This is a genomic window from Flagellimonas sp. CMM7, from assembly GCF_021390195.1.
GTDB lineage: Bacteria > Bacteroidota > Bacteroidia > Flavobacteriales > Flavobacteriaceae > Flagellimonas.
In genome coordinates, this window is sequence record NZ_CP090003.1 from 1,414,732 (window position 1) to 1,434,829 (window position 20,098).

A 20,098-nucleotide genomic window follows, 5' to 3' on the forward strand; every position below is an offset into this window, starting at 1 on the left:
GAGCAAGTATTTTTGAAAACATAACAAAAACGTTAAAGAACATTTAGCTCTAAACATCAATCATACTTCTACGTAATTGAATCATTTAATATGCGATTTTTGGCATCATTTAAATAGCTTCTACCTATAGTATATCTGATACCATCAACTTCTAAACTATTGCCTTCAACAGCCTCAACTTTATCTATGGCAATAGTATAAGACCTATGTATTCTTAGGAACTTATCCGAAGGTAATTCATCTGTAAAACTACCTAAGGTCTTGTGGATTATATATTTTGCCGAAGTGGTCTTAATACGGATGTAGTCTTTAAGGCTCTCTACCACCACAATTTCATCCAGAAAAATCTTTTGTAGTTTCTTTTTATCTACTTTGACAAAAATACTCGGTTTTTCATTTAACGACTGCCCCCCTGCATTGGACGTCCCTTGCTTTAGGCTTATAATACGATTTACTGTTTTTAAAAACCTTGGGAAAGGAATAGGTTTTACGAGATAATCTATAACTTCCAGCTCAAAGCTTTTTAATGCATATTCTTCATGCGCAGTTGTAATAACAATCATTGGAGATACGTGTAACGATTCCAAAAAATTGAGTCCATCCAAAATGGGCATGTTGATATCCAAGAAAATAATGTCAACCTCATTTTCTTGCAGAAATGATGTTGCGTCTATAGCGTTTGAAAAAGTATTGACAAGTTGCAGTTGTTTTATCTGTTCAGCATAATTCTTTAATACATTAATTGCCAATGGCTCATCATCAATAATAATAACTCTTAGGGCTGTCATACTTTTAGTTTTAAATCTACATGAAACATATTCTCCTTCTCAAAAATAGATAGGTCATAATCTTTTGGATCATACCCCAATTCCAAACGTTTCTTTACATTGGACAATCCTATGCCCCCACTTCTGGTTGCCACTTTGCTATCCATATCATTTGTAGGAATTGTGTTGGATACATTAAAATACAAAAAATCATCTGCAACATTCACATCTATGGCAATATGCATATCACCAATATTTTTACTTGCCCCATGTTTAAAACAGTTTTCAATTAGTGGAACAAGTAGCATTGGCGCAATCATCTTATTTTCCAGATCTCCCGAAATTCCAATATCAATCTGCAATGAGTCATTAAAACGTATTCGCTCTAAGTCTATATAATTTTGAATACAGTCTATTTCACTTTTTAAGTCTTGCTTTCTTTTTCTGGTAGCATAGAGCAAATAACGCATCAGTCCAGAAAGTTTTAAAATGACTTCTGGTGCTTTATCCGACTTTTCAAGCGTAAGCGAATAAATATTGTTCAAGGTATTAAAGAAGAAATGCGGAGAAACCTGTGACCTTAAAAATTTAAGCTCGGTTGTCAACTGTCTTTTTTCAAGATCATGAAACTTACTATTTTCTCGCAACCAATCCACTGTAATTTTTATGGCAGTAGCAAAAGACACCACGTAAAGTTCCCCAAGCATGGTCTGAATGGCATAATTTAAAGTTAAGCCTTCTCCCGCTAATTCGGCCGGTCCTTCTGGCCATACATTTGTACTCACTAGATAGTAAGTAAGATTATATTTTACAAGCAACATTATAAATAGGGACAGTAATACAATGGCAGTATAGGTAATATACTTTCTTCTGTAAACATATTTGGGCATTAAAAAATAAACATTGAAGTAAGAAAGCGCTATGTGAATTGGAAAGCCAATCAGGTTGGTTTTAATGGAATATTCAAAATCATCATGCATACTCCCCCAGCGCAATGTATTGAGCCCAAAATAAATTGCCCAAAAAATGATATGATGCATATAAGTAATGCGATACGGTTGTGAGGATTCAGCCTTTAATAGCTCATCCAATTTATCATTTATGTACATGAATTTCGATGTATTTTGTTTGTACGGTTTTTCTGCTGTTTAGCTTTTGGCGTAGGTTGTTGGTCTAATTTTATTCTTCCTCAAAATAAAATTGCAAATATTTAGGAATACAATTGCACAACCAAACACAACCATTGACTTTATCTACACTACTCCCTTATTACCATAAGAAAACCAAATATATTTTGAGGAAAAGTATAAAAAATATCAATATTAATGTAATTCGCAGATGAGCAAATTCTCTTTTCCTTTCTTTTTCATAGTGCTCCTTGTAGGCTCATCATGCAAAGAAGAAAGACAAAATGACACTGCTGAAAATTTTACTGAATTTGTAAATCCTTTTATTGGCACAGGTGGTCATGGTCATACTTTCCCTGGTGCCACCGCCCCTTTTGGAATGGTGCAACCCAGTCCAGATAATGGCACAACAGGTTGGGATTGGTGTTCAGGCTACCACATTACAGATTCTATTATTTCTGGCTTTGGACAATTGCATCTTAGTGGCACAGGAATAGGTGATTTGGCAGATTTGTTGTTAATGCCAACTGGCAAAACTCTAGACGTATCCTTATTTGGCACTACAAGAGATAGTTTGCCGTATACCTCTCGTTTTTCCCATTCCAGTGAAATTGCTTCTCCCGGATATTATAAAGTCAACTTGGAAAGTAATAATATCCAGGTAGAGCTTACCGCCAATGAATATGTGTCTTTCCATAAGTATACTTATCAAAATACGAATGAACCATCTTTTGTAATTGACCTTGGCTATGCGGTAAACTGGGATACTCCAACGGAAAGTTCTATCACATTGGAAAGCGAAACTCAGATTGTGGGATACCGACACAGCACGGGTTGGGCAAAAAACCAAAAAGTGTTCTTTGTAGTAGAAACCTCGGAGCCAATTGTAAGCTCTCAATTTATGGCCAACAGTGAAACCTTGGACAGTAAAAATGAAGCAAAGGGAATAAAAACAGGAGGGCAATTCTTTTTTGACCAAGATTCAACAAAGACGGTCGAAATAAAAATCGCAGTATCTTCTGTAAGTATTGCAAATGCAAAGGAAAATCTCATTAGCCGTGGCAATTCCATTTCTTTTGATGAAGTAAAAAGTCAAACAAACAACAAATGGGAAGCATTATTATCCAAAATTAAGATAGAAACACCTCAAGATTCTTTAAAGACCATTTTCTATACCGCTTTATATCACACGCAGATAGCTCCAGTGCTCTTTAGTGATGTTAATGGCGAGTTCCGATTGCAAAATGACAGTATTGACAGTACCCAAGATTGGAATGCCTATTCAACACTTTCTCTATGGGATACATTTAGAGCAGAAAATCCATTGCTAAACATTTTACAACCAGAAAGAGCAAATGATATAGTCCAGTCCATGCTTGCCTATTATGATGAGCAGGGAAGATTACCTGTATGGACGTTATATGGGAACGAAACCAACACTATGACCGGAAACCATGGAGTATCAGTTATAACAGATACCTATCTAAAAGGAATACGTGGATATAATGTCGATAAAGCATACGAGGCCGTTCGCAATACAATGATGGGTGACATTCGGGGACTGGCTCCCTATAAGAAATACGGATATATTCCTTATACAGAGTTGGATGAATCTGTCACTATAAGTCTTGAGTTTGCATACAACGACTGGTGCGTTGCGCAAATAGCCAAGGATTTGGGCAAAGAAGAAGATTATAAATATTTCAGCAATCGTTCTAAAGCATATAAATACCTTTTCGACACCGATACTGGATTCATGAGAGGTAAATCAGGGGATGGAAAAAGTTGGAACGAACCATTTGACCCTAAATTCTCAAGCCATAGAGAGCATACTGATTATACAGAAGGTAACGCTTGGCAACACAGTTGGTTTGTATTGCATGATGTTCCCGGTTTTATAGAATTGCATGGAGGAAATCAAACTTTCACAAAAAAACTGGAGCAACTTTTCACAGAGAGTTCAGAGATTTCAGGAGAAAACGTTTCTGCAGATATTTCTGGCTTAATTGGTCAGTATGCACACGGTAATGAACCAAGTCATCATATTGCCTATATGTTCAATAGTGCAAAAGAACCATGGAAAACTCAATATTGGGTAAGACAAATATTAGATACGCAATATACCCAACAACCTGAAGGGTTAAGTGGCAATGAAGATTGTGGACAAATGTCAGCATGGTATGTTTTCAGTTCATTAGGGCTTTACCCCATGAATCCAGCCTCTGCCCAATACGAGTTTGGCAGCCCTCTTTTTGAAAAGGCCACCATCGCAATATCTGACACAAAGAATTTTACCATTATAGCAGAAAATACCTCTCCAATCAACAAATACATTCAAGCGGTTAAATTAAATGGAGAATCGTTGCAACGCACCTACATTACGCATACGGAATTAATGACAGGAGGCACTTTGGAATTTGAGATGGGTCCTGATCCCAATAAAAATTGGGGTATTTAAATATGACCAGTACGATTATATGGATGTAATAGACATTTCGATCATAGTTATTTATGTATTGTTAACCCTCTTTATTGGAATTTGGGTTTCGAAAAAGGCATCAAAAGATTTGGACTCCTATTTTTTGGGCGGAAAGAATATCAAATGGTACTTTTTGGGCTTAAGCAATGGGTCCGGGCAGTACGATGTTTCTGGAACTGCTTGGATGGTAGGTATGCTATTCCTATATGGCACAAAGAGCTTTATGCACATGTGGACATGGCCCATTTTCAACCAGGTTTTTGTAATGATGTTCTTAGCTGTTTGGATACGGCGTTCAAATATCATGACAGGTTCTGAATGGATATTGACCCGTTTTGGAGATGATCGGGCGGGTCGAGCTTCACATATTATCATTGCTATTTTCGCGGTAGCATCAGCCCTTGCCTTTATTTCTTATTTCTTTGAAGGCGCCGGAAAATTTTTAGCAGTTATTCTACCTTGGGATATCCCCTTGGAAATTGGTGAATCCGTCATTTTCACCTCAGAACAATCCTATGCGCTTATCATAATTTTTCTCACCACAGTGTACACCGTAAAAGGAGGCATGTTCTCTGTTGTTGCCACTGAAGTATTACAATACATTATCATGGTAATTGGCGGAGTTCTTATCGCGGGCTACACATTTTTTGCCATTTCAGATGTTGAAATCAATATGGTGATTTCAGAGGAATGGCGAAACATCTTTTTCAACACTGAATTAGGTCCGCATTGGAGCAGCAAATACCAAGCGTTCAATGATTTGATTGACTCACAAGGTTATAAAATGTTTGGGGCATTTATAGGTATGTCACTTTTCAAAGGTTTCTTTGCCAGTATAGCTGGTCCAGTACCAAGCTATGATTTTCAAAGAATTCTATCCACAAGAACCGTAAAGGAAGCTGCGTATATGAGCGGATTTACAAACTTGGTACTGTACATTCCAAGATATCTTCTGATTACTGGTATTGTGGTAATCGCTTTGGTGGTATTAGCTCCGGAAATGGCATCTACTACTGGGTTCTCTAATGACCATCTTGAAGTGATTTTACCCAAAATCATTAATAATCATATCCCAATAGGAATAAAAGGACTGCTACTAGCAGGTTTGCTTGCTGCTTTTATGTCTACATTTTCCGCCTTTGTCAATTCTGCCCCGGCATATATTGTAAACGACATCTACAAAAAGTATTTTAAGCCCAAGGCTACGAATAAGCATTATATAAATGCCAGTTACATTGCCTCATTTTCCGTGGTTGCCCTTGGTGTTATTATGGGATTCTTTGCAGAATCTATAAATTCTTTGACGCTTTGGATAAGCACCTCACTTTATGGTGGCTATGTGGCAGCCAATTTCTTAAAATGGATTTGGTGGCGATTTAACGGATGGGGATATTTTTGGGGTATGTTGGCTGGTTTGGTGGTGGCAACCTTACAGTTTTTCCTAGACCAAAACAAAGGTCATTTCTCAGAAGGTACATGGTATTACGATATGTCACACATGCCAGCATTTTATCTCTTTCCCCTAATATTTGGATTTTCGTTGCTAGGTTCCTTTTTAGGCACCTACCTTACAAAACCCACCAATAAGGAAGTGCTAAAATCATTTTATAAAAACGTAAATCCTTGGGGCTGGTGGAAGCCAGTCTCGGATGAAATCAAAAATGAAGATGCCTCTTTTAAGAAGAACACCGATTTTTGGTGGGATATGATGAATTGTGGCATTGGAATCATATGGCAATCCAGTATGATTTTATTACCCATTTATTTGGTGATTAGGGATTACCCAAAAACAATAGTTTCTCTAACAGTATTTATAATAACTTCTATAATTTTAAAGTACACTTGGTTGGACAAGGTTCGAAAACTCCAGAATTAAGTGACAACCAAAGTTTATAGGCTATGAGTAATCAAGTTTCAACAAAAACAAATACAATTCCTTGGCAGGAAAAACCAGCTAACATTTCTAATGTTGTTTGGAGGTATTCCGAAAACCCTATTATCCAAAGAGATGCCATTCCAAGTTCCAACAGCGTGTTCAACAGCGCTGTTGTGCCCTTTGAAGATGGTTATGCTGGAGTTTTTAGATGCGATAACAAAGCTGTGCAGATGAACATCTTTGCCGGTTTCAGTAAAGATGGAATTCACTGGGATATCAATCACAAACCCATCGATTTCGGAGCTGGAAATACCGAAATGATTGATTCAGATTACAAATATGACCCTCGTGTTACATTTATAGAAGACCGTTATTGGATTACTTGGTGCAACGGATACCATGGACCAACCATCGGTATTGGATATACTTTCGATTTCAAGGAGTTTTTTCAATGCGAAAATGCTTTTTTACCCTTCAATCGAAATGGAGTGCTCTTTCCTGAAAAAGTCAATGGCAAATATGCCATGCTGAGCAGGCCCAGTGACAATGGACACACTCCTTTTGGGGATATTTACATCAGTTACAGTCCCGATATGAAATATTGGGGCGAACATCGTTGTGTAATGAAGGCATCACCCTTTGAAGATAGTGCCTGGCAGTGCACAAAAATAGGGGCTGGCTCAGTTCCTATTCTTGTGGATGAGGGATGGTTAATGATTTACCATGGTGTCATCAATACTTGTAACGGATTTAGATATTCTATGGGTGCTGCCATTCTGGACAAGAAAAATCCAGACAAGGTAAAATATAGAACACAACCCTATCTGCTATCACCGCAAACTTCCTATGAATGCATGGGAGATGTACCCAATGTGGTTTTTCCATGTGCGACTTTGCACTCCATTGAAGAGGACAAAATCGCTATCTATTATGGCGCTGCGGATACCGTGGTCGGACTAGCTTTCGGGCATATCTCCGAAATTGTAAAGTTTACCAAAGAAAACAGTTTATAAAATGTATGATGGATAATGTTGGGAAACATAAAAAATTAATAAGCCTTGTACTTTTTTTGGTTTATGTGGGCTGCATAGTATTGTGCGCCCAAGAAAAACCGAGAACTTATGTGGCCTATAAGGCGGTGGATTCCATATTGATTGATGGAAAAGCGGATGAATCTTCATGGACAAAGGCACCTTGGTCGGATTTCTTTATCGACATCGAAGGAATTGAAAAGCCTACTTACGACACCCGAATGAAAATGCTATGGGATGAAAACAATGTGTACTTCTTCGCACAATTGGAAGAACCTCATGTATGGGGGGACATTGTTGAACACGATGCCGTGATTTTCCATAACAATGACTTTGAAATTTTTCTTGATCCGGAAGCAGACGTGCATGGCTATTACGAATTGGAATGGAATGTTCTAAATACGGTTTGGGACCAATATATAACCGCTCCATATAGAGCGGGTAATGAAACTATTAACGGATGGGAAGCCTTAGGGCTTAAATCTGCAGTATCCGTGCAGGGCACTTTGAATGATCCCTCGGACACTGACCAAGGTTGGACCATTGAAATTGCCATCCCATTAAGGGATTTGCGAACGGGATACTATCAGAATAATATGCCACAAAATCAATTTTGGAGAGTAGGGTTTTCCAGGGTCAATTGGGATTTTGATGTTACTGATGGGAAATACTCAAGAAAGAAAGATTCAAAAACTAGTGAATTTCTGCACGAAAACAACTGGGTTTGGTCTCCGCAGTATGTCATCAATATGCATGAGCCAGAAAAGTGGGGTTATGTTTATTTTTCAGAAAATGCAGTCGGGACTGCCCCCATCAATTTTGAAATTCCCAAAGATGAACACATCAAATGGTATCTGTATGAACTGTACCGGGATTTAGTTTCTGAAAATGGGCAAAAAATAGAATGGAATCAAGTAGAAAATGGCTTCCATGGTCCTTCAAAGCAGCTCTTTGGGAAAAACATAACTCCGGTTCTTGAAAAGTACACCAAAGGCTTCATCCTTTCGGCAAAAAGTCCATTTACCCAAAAACTCTTGACCGTAACCAAAGAGGGTAAGTATGAAACCTATGAAAATTAGTTATTTGGGGCTTTTGCATTTACCAATAAATATTGAAATCAATTTGATAAAACTACAGTAGAACGATTAAAGATGAAGTTGAATTTTGCATATATAGTTTTGCTGATTCTGGTGCTTGGCTGCTCACCCAACCCATCAAAAGAAGTCATCCATGAAAATCTTATTGATTTTGTAAATCCATTTATTGGAACCGATGGCCCTGGCAACACCTACCCTGGAGCCACTACCCCATTTGGCATGGTTCAGCTGAGTCCCGATATCGGTATTCCTGGTTGGGACCGAATTGCAGGATACTATTATCAAGATTCCATTATATCGGGGTTTTCCCATACCCATCTAACCGGCACCGGAGCGGGTGACCTTTATGATATTTTGGTCATGCCTACCAACAGCAGGTTCTCTGATAGCATTCCAGAGAACAATTACAAACCATATTCAAAATTTGACCACCAAAAGGAAGGTGCATCCCCAGGCTATTATTGGGTTGATTTATTGGATTTTGGTATCAAAGCAGAATTAACTGCTACAAGCAGGGTCGGAATACACAGATATACATTCCCAGAAGATAAAGACACCCAAATCCATGTCGATTTAGGATATTCCCTCAACTGGGACAAACCAACGGACACTTTCATCAAAGTTGTAAACAACTCAACACTACAAGGACATCGAATGTCTACAGGTTGGGCCAGAAACCAACGTCTATTTTTTGAAATGCACTTTTCAACGCCTTTTCAGGCTTATCAAATTATTCGTGATGATGAAGGCAAACCCTCAAAAATCATCTTGAATTATACCACTGAAGAAAGAGAACAAATTCAAGTAAAGACAGGTTTGTCTTCGGCAAGCTCAGCTGCTGCGGGAAAAGCCATTCAGGTTGAGACTTCGGAAGATTTTGACAGCATCAAGAAAAAGGCGCAGGACATCTGGGAAAAAGAGCTTCAAAAAATAAAAATAACATCTCAAGATACAGACAAGAAAAATATCTTCTACACCATGTTGTATCAGTCCATGTTAGCTCCAACCTTATATAGCGATAGTAATGGTGAATACAAGGCCGCCAATGATGCAAATGGGAAACTTAAGGTTGGAACAGATTCCATAGCAAAAGTAGAGGGCTTCAATCGATACGACACCTTCTCACTTTGGGATACCTTCAGGGCAGCCCATCCATTGTATACATTAATTCAGCCTGAAAAAGTGCCTGACATGATCAAATCCTTGTTGGCTCATTATACAGAAACGGGCATTTTACCTGTTTGGTCCATGCAAGGAAGCGAGACGAACATGATGATCGGTTACCATGCTGTTCCCGTAATTGTGGATGCCTATTTTAAAGGGTTTGAATTTGATGCAGAACTTGCATACGAAGCATGCAAGAAAAGTGCAATGGTAGATGGTCGTGAAATAGATATTTACAAAGAAAAAGGATACATTCCTGTTAATGAGGGCCACGAAAATTGGTCTGTTTCCAAAACCATGGAATATGCCTACGACGATTGGTGCATTGCCATGTTCGCCAAAGATTTGGGCAAAATGGAAGACCATGATTACTTTTTGCAGCGTTCAGAAAATTGGAAAAATCTATACAATACAAAGCGGTCCTGGCTGCAGCCCAAGGACCCCAGTGGCAATTTTATTGAACCATTCATTCCGAAGGAATACACCCCATATTTCTGCGAAAGCAATGCCTGGCATTATTACTGGTTTGTGCCGCAAGATGTAGATGGACTCATTTCAAAAACAGGAGGAAAAGAACGGTTCACCCAAAAATTAGATTCCATGTTCAGCTATGCACCAAGTCCTGAAGACAAACTGCCCTTGTTCAGCACAGGAATGATTGGCCAATATGCACATGGGAATGAACCTAGTCATCATGTTGCCTATCTGTATAATTACATTGGCCAACCTTCCAAAGCACAAAAGTTGGTGAGCACTATTTTGGAAAATCAATATAAAAATGAACCTAACGGGCACTGCGGCAATGAGGATTGTGGTCAAATGTCTTCGTGGTATATTCTTAGTTCGCTGGGATTCTATCCCGTAAATCCAGCTCAAGGTGTATATGATTTAGGAATACCCCTGTTTGAAGAAGCAATTGTGGAAGTGGCAAATGGCAAAACCTTTACAGTTAACGCCAATGGCTTGGAAGAAAATCAGTTTGTGCAAAGTGTGGCCTTAAATGGCGAAACATTAGATAGAAGCTATATCACCCATAAAGAAATTATGAACGGAGGAACTTTGGTATTTACCATGACCAATGATGCGAAATTGGCCGATAAAAATCAACTAAAAACTCCAGAAGTCAACAAAATATACAACTAGTATGAGATTGAGAAAAATTTACCAATTTAAGAAATTGATTTTCATTTTTGCTATAGCCTTAGTTGTAAGCTCTTGTGAACAAAATACAAATAAAGAATCCGCCCTGGACCAATCTGAAAACAGCAAGGAATATTTGCAATATGTGAACCCATTAATGGGAACCGATTCAGATTTCAGTTTATCCAATGGAAATACATATCCGGCCATTGCAACACCTTGGGGCATGAATTTTTGGACCCCCATGACTTCAAAAATGGGAGATGGATGGACCTATAAATATGATGAGAAAACTATTCGCGGCATCAAACAGACCCATCAACCCAGTCCTTGGATCAATGATTATGCAGCATTTTCTTTAATGGCCGTTACCGGAGATTTAAAATATAAAGAAGGCGAACGAGCTTCGCATTTTTCGCATAAGGCCGAAACTGTAAAACCAGATTATTACAGTGTTTATTTGGCAGATTATGATGTGGTGGCCGAAGTGGCACCTACAGAAAGAGCTGCTCATTTTCGATTCACCTTTCCAGAAACGGACGAAGCTTACATTATGCTCGATGCTTTTTTCAAAGGTTCCATGGTAAAAATTCTACCCGAGCAACGAAAAATCATCGGCTATTGCAGAAACAATAGTGGTGGCGTTCCAGAAAATTTCCACAATTATTTTGTGGCAGAATTTGATAAAGATTTTGAACTCACCAATACTTGGGGTGATGATTGGAAGCTAGAAGAAAATACAACTGAAAACAAAGGCGACCATGTTGGAGCCATTATAGGTTTTAAAACAAAAAGAGGTGAGGCTGTGCATGTAAAAGTGGCTTCGTCATTTATAAGTCCAGAACAAGCGCAATTGAACTTGGATAGAGAAATTGGAAACAAAAGCTTTAAAGAAATTAGAAGCGAAGCAACAAAAGCATGGGAAAAAGAATTAGGTAGAATTGAGGTAAGTACCCAAAATATAGATCACTTACGCACTTTTTACTCTTGCCTCTATAGGGTGTTATTATTTCCAAGAAAGTTCTATGAGTTTGATGCCAATGAGCAAGTGGTGCACTATAGCCCATATAATGGTCAGGTACTACCAGGATATATGTTTACAGATAATGGTTTTTGGGATACTTTCCGTGCAGTGTTTCCATTTTTTAACATGATGTACCCAGAGTTGAACAGCAACATCATGGAAGGATTGGCCAACACCTACAAAGAATCCGGATGGCTGCCAGAATGGGCCAGTCCTGGACACAGAGACTGTATGATTGGCTCCAATTCGGCCCCAATTATTGCTGATGCGCATTTGACAGGAGTTACCGGTTTTGATAAAGATTTACTTTTAGAAGCCGTAATTAAAAACGCAACTACATCCGAAGGGAGGCCTGTAAACAGTGTTGGGAGAGCGGGAGTGGATTATTATAATGAATTGGGTTATGTTCCTTACGATGTTGGCATCAATGAAAATGCCGCTAGGACTTTAGAATATGCCTATGCCGATTTTACCATAGCCCAAATGGCCAAATCATTGGGTGATGATAAACTAGCCGAGACCTACTATAAAAAATCCCTCAACTATAAGAAGCTGTTTGACCCAACTACTAACTTGATGCGTGGTAAAAATAAAGATGGGCAATTTCAAAAACCCTTCAACCCTTTAAAATGGGGAGATGCTTTTACCGAAGGCAATAGTCTGCATTATACCTGGTCAGTTTTTCACGATGTACAAGGCCTCATGGATTTAATGGGAGGAGACAAAGAATTTGTGGGAATGCTAGATGGCGTTTTTAATATGCCTCCAGAATATGATGATTCTTATTATGGATTTACCATTCACGAAATACGAGAAATGCAGATTATGAATATGGGGAACTACGCCCATGGCAACCAGCCTATCCAACACATGATCTATCTGTATAATTATGCCAAGCAACCTTGGAAAACCCAGAGCAAAGTACGCGAAGTATTGACCAAACTCTATACCCCTGCCCCAGATGGCTATTGTGGTGATGAGGACAATGGACAAACATCCGCTTGGTACGTGTTCAGCGCTCTGGGTTTTTATCCTGTTGCTCCGGCCACAAACCAGTACGTAATTGGGAGTCCGCTTTTTAGTGAGGCCAAATTGCACCTTCAAAATGGAAATACATTTACAATTACGGCAGATGGTAATGGAAAAGACAATCCATTTATCCAAAGTGCAAGCCTAAATAGCCAAAGTTTCAATAAGACTTGGATTGCTACGGAAACTATTCAAAAAGGAGGCAACTTACATTTTGAGATGACTGCCGAACCAAATAAAAATTGGGCGGTTTCAGATGATTCCTTACCCTACTCGTTAACCAACCATATTGATTAATACATTGAAATTCAAACTCTTAATATCTATAATCCTTGTTTTTAGTGGACTTGCCTCCGCACAGACTCAAAATATTGAATTAGACAATCGTTTGGATTGGTTCAAAAAAGCCAAATTGGGCATATTCATACATTGGGGCTATTATGGTGTAAATGGCGTTACTGAATCTTGGTCCATGTACCATAAAAAAATATCATACCAAGATTATATGCAACAAGGTGAAAAGTTCACTGCCAATAAATACAATCCAGAGGAATGGGCAGAACTATTCAAAAAAATAGGTGCTCAATATGTAGTAATGACCACAAAGCATCATGATGGTGTGGCTTTATGGGATACCAAGCTAAGTCATCTTAATATGATTGAAAAAACACCAGCCAAAAGAGATTTAGTAGCACCCTACGCAAAGGCATTAAGAAAAAATGGTCTTAAAGTGGGATTGTATTACTCACTTTGTGATTGGTCTCATCCAGATTATGATGTGGTCTTCCCAAGACCAAATACTAAGAAAGATTATCCTCAGAAAGGCCAAAAGAAAATGGATTCTTGGGAAAGGTTTGTTCTTTTCTATCAGGGACAACTGAAGGAGTTAAGTTCACAGTTTAACCCGGACTTGTATTGGTTTGATGGTGATTGGGAAAAATCTGAAGAACAGTGGCATTCAAAAGCTTTAAAGGATTCCCTTTTGAGTTGGAATCCAAACGTCATTGTAAACTCAAGGTTAAATCAATATGGTGATTACAAAACTCCTGAACAGGGGGTGCCTGTGGTCAGGCCAGAAGGTCCATGGGAGTTTTGTATGACTATGAACGATAATTGGGGGTACTACCCTTCCGATACCAATTACAAACCTGCTTCTCAAATTATCAGAACTTTTGTAGAAGTGATTTCTAAGGGAGGGAATTTGTTGCTTAACATTGGACCAAAACCAGATGGTACAATTGCCACAGAACAAAAAGAATTGTTAGAAACTCTAGGGGATTGGATTAACAAGCATAGATCTGCAGTTTTCGAAACCACTGCCGGACTTCCATACGGACATTTTTATGGTCCAACGCTGACATCCAAAGACCGAAAAAAAATATACCTCTGTTTGTTCGATGACCCAAAGAACTATATCCAACTAACGGGAATTCAAAATAAGGTTGCTGGAATAAAAGTATTGGGAAGTAACGAAGAATTAGCCTTTACAAGAAATGGAGGCGCAGCTTGGAACAACATACCGGTTATTTTACGCATTAATATTCCAAAAGATGAGAATCTGAATAAATACGTTTCCATTATTGAGGTTTCTTTGGAAGATGAATTGAAACTGTATCGCGGTCATGGAAATGCCGTTGAGCTTAATGACTAACTTGTTAAATACAGAAATAATTGTCTAATCATGAGACTTAAGATTACATTACTTTTTTGCTTGTTGTTTGGAACAACTTTTTCCCAGAAAGCTCCGGTTGAGTATGTAAACCCATTTATAGGCACTTCTAATTTTGGAACTACAAATCCAGGGCCTATTGCCGTTAGGGGAATGGCAAACGTTTCCCCATTTAATGTAGCTGGGGCCCAAAATCTTCCGCTGGAAAAAGATAGTCGTTGGTTATCTACACCTTATGTGAATGAGAATACTTTTTTAACGGGGTTCAGTCATATAAACTTGAGCGGTGTTGGTTGTCCAGAGCTAGGTGTTGTTATCGCTATGCCCACCACCGGAGCTATTAAAACCAACCATTTAGAATATGGAACCATGTACTCCAATGAAATATCCAAAGTTGGCTACTATTCAAACACTTTGGATAAGTATAACATTAAAGTTGAGGCAACCGCCACAACTAGAACAGGAATAAGCAAATATTCTTTCCCAGCAGGTAAATCAAACATATTATTGAACTTGGGATTGGGACTTACCAACGAGCAAGGGGCCCAAGTAAAAGTGGTTTCACCAACCGAGATAGAAGGAATCCGTTCCGTTGGATCCTTCTGTTACTATAAACCTGAAGAAGCCTATCCCATATATTTTGTGGCAAAATTCTCCAAGGTCGCCAAAGAATTCGGGGTTTGGAAAAAACCCACAACATACAGAGGGGCAGAAGCCGAGTGGATGGAATACAATGGAAAATCCCGACTGATGAAAGGATACTCTAAGGAAGTTGTCGGTGATAGCATTGGCGCCTATATGCAATATGATTTTGCGGTACCGACTCAAGTTGAAATGAAAGTTGGCGTTTCATATGTCAGTATTGAAAATGCTCGTGAAAACCTAGAAAAAGAAACACAAGGAAGAACATTTGATGAAATATTGATATCTGCAAAAAATGAATGGAATCAATATCTCTCTAAAATAGAAGTTGAAGGTGGTTCTGATGAAGACAAGACAATTTTTTACACAGCGCTTTATCATACATTGATACATCCAAGTACCCTAAATGATTTTAATGGAGAATACCCCAAAATGATAACACGTGAAACCCTAAAAACAGAGGGCACTCGCTATACTGTTTTTTCACTTTGGGACACGTATAGGAATTTACACCAATTAATGAGTTTGGTATATCCCAAACAACAATCCAATATGGTTAAAAGCATGTTGCAGATTTACAATGAATCTGGTTGGTTACCCAAATGGGAGTTAAATGCCACCGAAACGACAACCATGGTAGGTGACCCTGCTGGTATTGTAATTGCTGATTCCTATTTACGTGGAATTAGGGATTTTAATGTTGAAAAAGCATATGAAGCCATGCTTAAAAGCGCCGACCAGTTAGAAGCAAATCCCCTTAGGCCAGGAATACAGGATTACATTGAAAAAGGATACTTGACCACAAAAACAACCAATAGCGGTTCTGTCTCCACTACTCAAGAATACAACATTACCGATTTTGCCATTGCCCAATTGGCAAAGGAATTGGACAAAAAAGAGGACTACAAGCGTTTTTCAAAACGATTCATATCTTATCGTAAATTATTTGATTCTGAATTCAATTTGTTACGGCCTAAAAACCATGATGGCAGTTGGCTGTCACCATACAATCCAGAAACTGGAGCCAATTTTGAAAAAAATGTTGGATTCATAGAAGGTAATGCATGGCAATATACCTTTATGGTTCCCCATGACATTAAAGGTTTGATGAAATTAATGGGGGGTGCTAAAGCATTTACAAACAAGTTGCAAGATGTTTTTGACAGAAACCAGTTTGATATGGCAAATGAGCCTGACATTGCTTACCCTTATTTATTCAATTATGCTAAGGGACAAGAATGGCGCACTCAAAAAAAAGTTTCAGAATTGCTGAAAACCTATTTCAAGAATACACCCGATGGTCTTCCCGGAAATGATGATACCGGTACCATGAGTGCCTGGGCAGTATTTTCAATGATGGGCATGTATCCAGTAAGTCCAGCCAATCCTATATATGCGCTAACCTCTCCAAAATTTGATAAAATCATAATACATCTTGACCCGACATATTATCCAAAGGACAAAGTGATAATCACTTCCCAAACTCGAAAGGACAACGGAAAAATCTCAGAAATTTTAATTGACGGAAAAAAGCAAAATGGTTTTTTCATCTCACATGAAAACTTGACAAAGGCCAGTAAAATTGAATTTGTTTTGGAGTAAAAAAAATGTTGTTCAGCTCTATTAAAATCAAATACAGTCGATTTTATTAGAAAAATCCAAAACGATTTAAAAAAAGATTCAACCGGAAAAGACCATTTTTAAAGGCCTAACATGTTGAAAAGCATATGTTTCGAATAAATTATCTACCTCAATCGTTTTCGCTTCCATGTTCTTTAGCTTTTCAGCTTTGTTATTAGTCGAATTTTTTTTATATATAAATAAGGAATTTGAACATTTATAAAGTGAACATTAAGCTTATATTAAGCTTTCGAAACTAATAACCAAACTCAAACAGTATGAACAAAAAAATTCATTACTTCTTAATGCTTTTGTCACTTCTATGTATTCAAGGGATAATGGCACAAGGAAAAACAGTTACCGGTACGGTCTCAGATACAGATACTGGAGGTCCATTACCAGGTATTAATGTTGTAGAAAAAGGTACTAGAAATGGTACTTCTACAGATTTCGATGGTAATTATTCAATTTCGGTTTCTAGCAGTTCCGCCATTTTGGTGTTTTCGGCAATAGGGTATACTGAAAAAGAAGTAGCCGTAGGTAGCCAATCCTCAATTAACGTTACTCTAGAAGAAAATGTAGAGTTATTGGGTGAGGTTGTTGTAACCGCTTTAGGTATTAAAAAAGAAACAAAAGCGCTCGGGTATTCGGTCACGCAAGTTGGAAGCGAAGAGATTGCAACCATAAAAACACCAAATGCCATTAATTCCTTACAAGGTAAGATTGCTGGTGTAAACATTACTCAAAATTCAACTGGTGCTGCAGGTTCCAGTAGGGTTATTATTAGGGGTAACAATTCATTGACAGGTGGAAACCAACCTTTATACGTTGTAGATGGTATTCCAATTGGAAATGAAAATAATGGAGCTGCCAGTTTATGGGGTGGTAACGATGGCGGTGATGGTATTTCCAGTCTTAATGCTGATGAAATAGAATCCATCTCGGTACTTAAAGGTGGATCCGCTGCGGCATTGTACGGTTCTAGAGGTGGTAATGGTGTTATTCTTATTACCACAAAGAGCGGTAGCAAGCAAGATGGTTTTGGAGTAGAATTTACCAGTACTGCAAATTTTGATGTAGTTGACACTTCAATACAAGACTTTCAAACAACATATGGGCAAGGTCTATTAGGTGAAAAACCTGCCAACACGGCTGCAGCCCTAGAAGCTGGCCTTAATTCCTGGGGCCCTAGATTAGATGGTTCTCAGGTGGTACAATGGGATGGTGTTGAAAGACCCTATTCATATGTAGGCAGTAATTTGAAACACTTTTATAGAACAGGTACCACATTCATTAACACCGTGGCACTGTCCAGTGGAAATGAAACTACCAACATGAGGTTTTCACTTACAGACTTCACCAATGATGATATTACACCAAATTCAGGATTAAATCGGAAGATTTTTGCTTTGAATGCTGGTGCTGTAATGGCAGAAAAGTTAACTGCACAGATTAGCGCTAAATATAGTATAGAAGATGTACAAAACAGGCCTAGACTTTCAGATGCTCCGGGTAATGCGAATTTTACAGTTGGTTTGTTATCTCCAAATGTGGATGTTAGGTTTATGAATCCAGGCGCAAATGAAGATGGTACCGAACGTGGTTATTCTGATAATGTCTTTTCTCAAAACCCTTATTTCGCAGCTTTTAACTTCAGAAACGAAGACACAAGAAATAGGCTCATTGCCTCTGCTACGCTTCGGTATGATGTTTTGGACTGGTTATATATAACGGCAAGGGCAGGTATTGATCATTACACTTTACGTAGAACAAGTGTAACACCCTTTGGTACTGCATTTCAACCATTAGGTTCCATCGAAGAAGATGAATATAGATATAGCCAAGTAGATTCCGATATTATTTTGGGTGTTGAAAAGGATATCACAGATAAATTCGCGGTGAATGCATTTGTTGGAGCGAACAAAAATAGTATTGACCATGAAGTTCTAAGACAGCGAGGAGAGGATTTCATAGTACCTGGTTTAGAAGATGTGGGCAACACTGCACGCCAATCTAGGGATAGAAATTTTAGCCCCGACCTTAATAATTGGGGAGAACGAAAAATAGGATCGGTTTACGGTTCTTTGGAACTCTCTTACAACAGATATGCATATTTAACTTTTACCGGAAGAAATGACTGGTTCTCAACCCTCTCTTTTCCAGGTAAAGAAACTCCAAATAACGATTTTTATCCTTCAATTAGTGGAAGTTTAATTCTATCGGATATGTTTGAGATGCCAACATTCGTTAATTTCTTAAAACTGCGTAGTGGATTTTCCCAAACTGCAGGAGGTGCTGATCAAGCATATCAACTAGCATTGACCTATGAGATTTTTGACCAAGGACACTTAGATCAACCGTTAGGAAGGATAACAGGCGCTACTGTTCCAAATGCAGATCTTGTACCATGGAACAAGGATGAATTCGAAATTGGTTTTGATGCAAGATTTTTGAACAATAGATTGTCACTGGATTTTGCATACTATACCAATCAAATAACCAATGATATTGTAAAGGTAACTACCTCTGAAGGGTCAGGATTCAATGATGCAATATTCAATATTGGTGAAATTGAAAACAAAGGGGTTGAACTATTGATTACTGGCACACCCATCCGTACTGAAAATTTTGAATGGACAACGTCAGTTAATGCCTCATTCAATGAAGGTGTAGTTGTGGGCACAAACGAAGCTGGAGATCCTATTTTCCTTGATGAACCTCGTACAAGAAATGTTAGGATAGCACATGTTGTGGGAGAACGCTATGGAACTATTTTCGGTACTTCATATGTAAGGGACAATAATGGAACCATCGTATATGATATTGATGATGATGGTGTGCCAATAGCGCGTCAAGGAGAGCGTAAAATCCTAGGAGATGGAGTTCCACCTTGGACTATTGGTTTTTCAAATTCCATTCGTTACAAAAACGTTAACCTTAACTTTCTGATCGACGGAAAATTTGGTGGGCAATTGTTTTCAGGAACAAATACGATTGCTTACGGTAATGGATTACATCAGAAAACCGTTGAAGGCAGAGAAGGCGGTTTGGCCGTTTCTGGAATTGATGGCGCTACATTTGATGCTGATGCAGGTACCGGAGCAGCTTTTAATGCTACCGTAGCACCAGAGAATTTACAAACCTATTGGGGAAGAGTTAATGATATTGCGGAAGAATTTGTTGAAGATTCGGATTATATCAGGTTTAGACAGTTAAGTTTGGGGTATACTTTCCCAACAGCCATACTAGGAAAGACATTTATTAAAAGTGCTACAATAAATCTGTTGGCTCAAAACTTATTCTATATTAAGAGAAGTATTGATAATGTGGATCCTGAAAGTGCTTATAATGTGAGTAATTCTCAAGGATTGGAATATTTTGGTGTTCCAACCACAAGAGGTTACGGTGTAAGTCTTAACGTTAAGTTTTAAAA

At 38.4% G+C, this 20,098-nt stretch carries 11 protein-coding genes; 9 read left to right on the plus strand and 2 right to left on the minus strand.

What is annotated here, in order from left to right; genetic code table 11:
- Nucleotides 1-68 precede the first annotated feature (68 nt).
- Entirely contained in the window at nt 69-788 is a 720-nt protein-coding gene (locus LV704_RS06445; RefSeq protein WP_163421173.1) for a LytTR family DNA-binding domain-containing protein, read from the minus strand.
- On the minus strand, nt 785-1,876 hold the full coding sequence (locus tag LV704_RS06450) for a sensor histidine kinase (protein WP_163421172.1): 1,092 nt from the start codon (nt 1,874-1,876) through the stop codon (nt 785-787). The genes LV704_RS06445 and LV704_RS06450 overlap by 4 nt, the downstream gene beginning before the upstream one ends.
- A gap of 229 nt (nt 1,877-2,105) precedes the next feature.
- Here LV704_RS06450 and LV704_RS06455 point away from each other — a divergent pair, with 229 nt between their 5' ends.
- The 9 genes from LV704_RS06455 to LV704_RS06495 all read left to right on the plus strand — a co-directional run bounded on the left by LV704_RS06455 (nt 2,106) and on the right by LV704_RS06495 (nt 20,096).
- Nucleotides 2,106-4,352: a GH92 family glycosyl hydrolase gene (locus LV704_RS06455; protein ID WP_163421171.1), complete on the plus strand. Its 2,247-nt coding sequence runs from the start codon at nt 2,106-2,108 to the stop codon at nt 4,350-4,352.
- A gap of 19 nt (nt 4,353-4,371) precedes the next feature.
- Entirely contained in the window at nt 4,372-6,249 is a 1,878-nt protein-coding gene (locus LV704_RS06460) for a sodium:solute symporter family protein (RefSeq protein ID WP_163421170.1), read from the plus strand.
- Nucleotides 6,250-6,272: 23 nt separating this feature from the next.
- Nucleotides 6,273-7,262, plus strand: coding sequence for a glycoside hydrolase family 130 protein (locus LV704_RS06465; RefSeq protein ID WP_163421169.1), 990 nt, complete (start codon nt 6,273-6,275; stop codon nt 7,260-7,262).
- 5 nt (nt 7,263-7,267) lie between these two features.
- Nucleotides 7,268-8,359, plus strand: coding sequence for a carbohydrate-binding family 9-like protein (locus tag LV704_RS06470; RefSeq protein WP_233782161.1), 1,092 nt, complete (start codon nt 7,268-7,270; stop codon nt 8,357-8,359).
- Between the two features lie 72 nt (nt 8,360-8,431).
- Entirely contained in the window at nt 8,432-10,684 is a 2,253-nt protein-coding gene (locus LV704_RS06475; protein ID WP_163421168.1) for a GH92 family glycosyl hydrolase, read from the plus strand.
- 1 nt (nt 10,685) lies between these two features.
- Nucleotides 10,686-13,031, plus strand: coding sequence for a GH92 family glycosyl hydrolase (locus tag LV704_RS06480; RefSeq protein WP_163421167.1), 2,346 nt, complete (start codon nt 10,686-10,688; stop codon nt 13,029-13,031).
- A gap of 4 nt (nt 13,032-13,035) precedes the next feature.
- Nucleotides 13,036-14,385 carry an alpha-L-fucosidase gene (locus tag LV704_RS06485; protein WP_163421166.1) on the plus strand — a complete coding sequence of 450 codons (1,350 nt, stop codon included), beginning with the start codon at nt 13,036-13,038 and terminating at the stop codon, nt 14,383-14,385.
- A 30-nt stretch (nt 14,386-14,415) separates the two neighbouring features.
- On the plus strand, nt 14,416-16,647 hold the full coding sequence (locus LV704_RS06490) for a GH92 family glycosyl hydrolase (protein ID WP_163421165.1): 2,232 nt from the start codon (nt 14,416-14,418) through the stop codon (nt 16,645-16,647).
- 296 nt (nt 16,648-16,943) lie between these two features.
- The gene (locus LV704_RS06495) at nt 16,944-20,096 is read left to right on the plus strand and encodes a SusC/RagA family TonB-linked outer membrane protein (protein ID WP_163421164.1); all 3,153 of its coding nucleotides are present in this window, start codon (nt 16,944-16,946) and stop codon (nt 20,094-20,096) included.
- Nucleotides 20,097-20,098 lie beyond the last annotated feature (2 nt).